The organism is Skermanella aerolata KACC 11604 (genome assembly GCF_000936425.1).
GTDB classification, from domain to species: Bacteria; Pseudomonadota; Alphaproteobacteria; order Azospirillales; family Azospirillaceae; genus Skermanella; species Skermanella aerolata.
Genome location: NZ_AVFK01000226.1, coordinates 1 through 385 on the forward strand (window position 1 = coordinate 1; position 385 = coordinate 385).

1 rRNA gene is annotated in these 385 nt (G+C 58.2%); it reads left to right on the forward strand.

Annotation, left to right across the window (positions count from 1 at the left end):
- A 16S ribosomal RNA gene (locus N826_RS39310) occupies positions 1-385 on the forward strand; the annotation flags it as partial.

Genomic DNA, 385 nt, shown 5'->3' on the forward strand with positions numbered 1-385 from the left:
AACGGCCTACCAAGGCAACGATCCTTAGCTGGTCTGAGAGGATGATCAGCCACACTGGGACTGAGACACGGCCCAGACTCCTACGGGAGGCAGCAGTGGGGAATATTGGACAATGGGCGCAAGCCTGATCCAGCAATGCCGCGTGAGTGATGAAGGCCTTCGGGTTGTAAAGCTCTTTCGCACGCGACGATGATGACGGTAGCGTGAGAAGAAGCCCCGGCTAACTTCGTGCCAGCAGCCGCGGTAATACGAAGGGGGCTAGCGTTGTTCGGAATTACTGGGCGTAAAGGGCGCGTAGGCGGTACTTCAAGTCAGGCGTGAAAGCCCCGGGCTCAACCTGGGAACCGCGCTTGAGACTGGAGAACTAGAGTTCGGGAGAGGATGG